General features: G+C 40.1%; 1 protein-coding gene and 4 tRNA genes. All 5 read right to left on the bottom strand.

Translation table 11 applies throughout. From position 1 onward, the window contains the following. Positions 1–105: 105 nt before the first annotated feature. A complete protein-coding gene (recG, locus tag ACPC57_RS11480) occupies positions 106–2,121 on the bottom strand; it encodes an ATP-dependent DNA helicase RecG (RefSeq protein ID WP_434066997.1) in 2,016 nt (671 codons plus the stop codon). Between the two features lie 75 nt (positions 2,122–2,196). Then, positions 2,197–2,268: transfer RNA gene (locus ACPC57_RS11475), tRNA-Glu, on the bottom strand. Between the two features lie 8 nt (positions 2,269–2,276). Then, positions 2,277–2,350 (bottom strand) — tRNA-Ile (locus ACPC57_RS11470). A gap of 41 nt (positions 2,351–2,391) precedes the next feature. Then, positions 2,392–2,462: transfer RNA gene (locus ACPC57_RS11465), tRNA-Gly, on the bottom strand. A gap of 5 nt (positions 2,463–2,467) precedes the next feature. After that, a tRNA-Val gene (locus ACPC57_RS11460) sits at positions 2,468–2,540 on the bottom strand. Positions 2,541–2,620 lie beyond the last annotated feature (80 nt).

Genomic DNA, 2,620 nt, shown 5'->3' with positions numbered 1-2,620 from the left:
TATGTAAATAGAAAAAGGTTCCAGAGTCGACAGGACTTTGGATCCTTTTTCAATATACCTTGTTATTGGGCGGTTACCATATAACCCCTAAGGTTCCTCAAACATTTAATCCAATATCGATTGATGTTCTAAATTTTCCAGTAAACAGAACCACATTGGATTGTTCCGCCAATTTTCTTCCGTGACAATCCGCTGAGCCACACGCCTAGCCTCTTCTAAAATAGGATAATCCTCAATAATATTAGCAACTTGAAATTCCGGTAAGCCCGATTGTCGTGTTCCGAAAATTTCACCTGAACCCCGCATTTTTAAATCAACTTCTGCCAGAACAAAACCATCCGTTGTCTCGGTCATTGTGGCCATACGCTCTTTACCAGATTCTGTTTTAGGATCCGCGACCAAGATGGCGTAAGATTGCTTCACTCCACGACCTACACGACCCCGCAACTGGTGTAATTGACTCAGCCCGAAACGATCCGCATCCATAATGATCATTATCGTAGCATTCGGTACATTGACACCAACTTCTATAACTGTAGTTGAAACCAATATGTCCACATTCCCATGCTTAAACTTCTGCATGATTGCTTCTTTTTCATCATTTTTCATTTTTCCATGCAATAATTCAATCGATGCTTTTGAGCCAAAATGGTGTTCCAACTCCACTTTTAGATCAATGGCATTTTTTAAATCGAGCATCTCGGATTCTTCAATCAAAGGTGAAATAAAGTAAATCTGAGCCCCTTTTTTCAATTCCTTCTCAAGCCATGACAATAAAACTGGCAATTGAGCATGCTTCACCCATCTTGTTACAATTGGTTTCCTTCCTGCTGGTAATTGATCAATAATGGAAACATCCATATCTCCAAAAGCAGTGATTGCCAATGTTCGAGGAATTGGAGTAGCCGTCATCATTAGCACATCAGGGTTTTCACCCTTTTCACGAAACAACTTCCGTTGTTTGACCCCAAAACGATGTTGTTCATCCGTAATAACTAATCCCAATTTGTGATAAGTAACACCTTCTTGAATTAAAGCATGTGTCCCAACAATCATATGGACCTCCCCACTAGCAATATGCTCTAACGCCTCTCTTTTCTCTCCAACTTTCATACTACCAGTTAATAATGAAATTTTACATTCAGGAAATAAAGAACTAAGAGTTTCATAATGCTGCTCTGCCAAAATTTCTGTCGGAACCATTATTGCAGCCTGCATACCGGCAGTTACCGTAGCGTACATGGCTAAACCAGCAACAACCGTCTTACCAGAACCAACATCACCTTGTAACAAACGATTCATATGACCTGGATGCTTCATATCTTGTAAAATTTCATTTAAAGCATTCTCTTGCGCATCTGTCAGTGAAAAAGGCAAGGTTTCTATTTTTCTTTGAAGAAAGTCCTCAACATACTGAATTTCTAATCCATTTGAAATATTCCGATTTTCATGCTTTAACAGTTGTAGCTGCAATTGGAAATATAATAATTCCTCGAATTTAACTCTTCTGAGGGCTTGGCGATATTCTTCCAAATCATTCGGAAAATGCATAGCATAAATAGCTCGTTTTCTATCCATTAATTGATAATGGCATAATAGAATCTCTGGAATATTTTCAGGAACCAAATCCAAATACCCCGTATCTACAGCAGAACGAATTAATTTCACAATACTGGCCTGAGAAATACCTTGTGAGACATGATAAACTGGCTGTAAGTCCTCGCTTTGATGTGATAAAATCTTAAGCCCAGTCAAACTAGCCTTCGCCTTATCCCATTTTCCCCAAACGACCAGTTCTTGTCCAGGAACAACCTTATCTGCCAAATATGATTGATTAAAAAAAGAGACAGAAACAACAATTTCTCCCTGCTTAATAGAAAATCTTAACCGATTTCGCTTCCCATAATATTGGAGCGTCGCCGGACTTACAACCTGACCCTTTAAAACAGCTTTTTCCCCATCCTGCAAATCAAATACAGATTTAACTTCAAAATCTTCGTAACGAAAAGGGAAATAAAGTAAGGCATCCTCAACTGAATCAATCCCAAGCTTACTAAACTTTTCAGCTGATTTTGGACCTATGCCAGGTAATACAGATATGTTATTCGATAATTTCTTCATAGAACTATTATATCAAAAGAAAAGCAAATACGAGTTTAAAAACAAAAAAAAAGGAGCATTAGCTCCTCAAAAATATAGTCCGTACGGGATTCGAACCCGTGTTACCGCCGTGAAAAGGCGGTGTCTTAACCCCTTGACCAACGGACCATATAAAATGGGCACGAGTGGAATCGAACCACCGACCTCACGCTTATCAGGCGTGCGCTCTAACCATCTGAGCTACGCGCCCAAACCCTTATAAAAGTTTGGTAAAAAGAACGAAATGTTCAAAGCGGGTGACGAGAATCGAACTCGCGACAACAGCTTGGAAGGCTGTAGTTTTACCACTAAACTACACCCGCTTAAATGGGAGTTAACGGGATCGAACCGCTGACCCTCTGCTTGTAAGGCAGATGCTCTCCCAGCTGAGCTAAACTCCCATGTGGAGATTTCTCTCCAAATATTGCTAAGCGACTACCGTATCTAACAGGGGGCAACCCCCAACTACTTCAGGCGTTCT

Origin of the sequence: Streptococcus sp. VTCC 12886 (genome assembly GCF_049893425.1) — a bacterium.
Taxonomy (GTDB): domain Bacteria; phylum Bacillota; class Bacilli; order Lactobacillales; family Streptococcaceae; genus Streptococcus; species Streptococcus suis_AA.
This window is presented reverse-complemented; position numbering and strand designations above follow the sequence as displayed.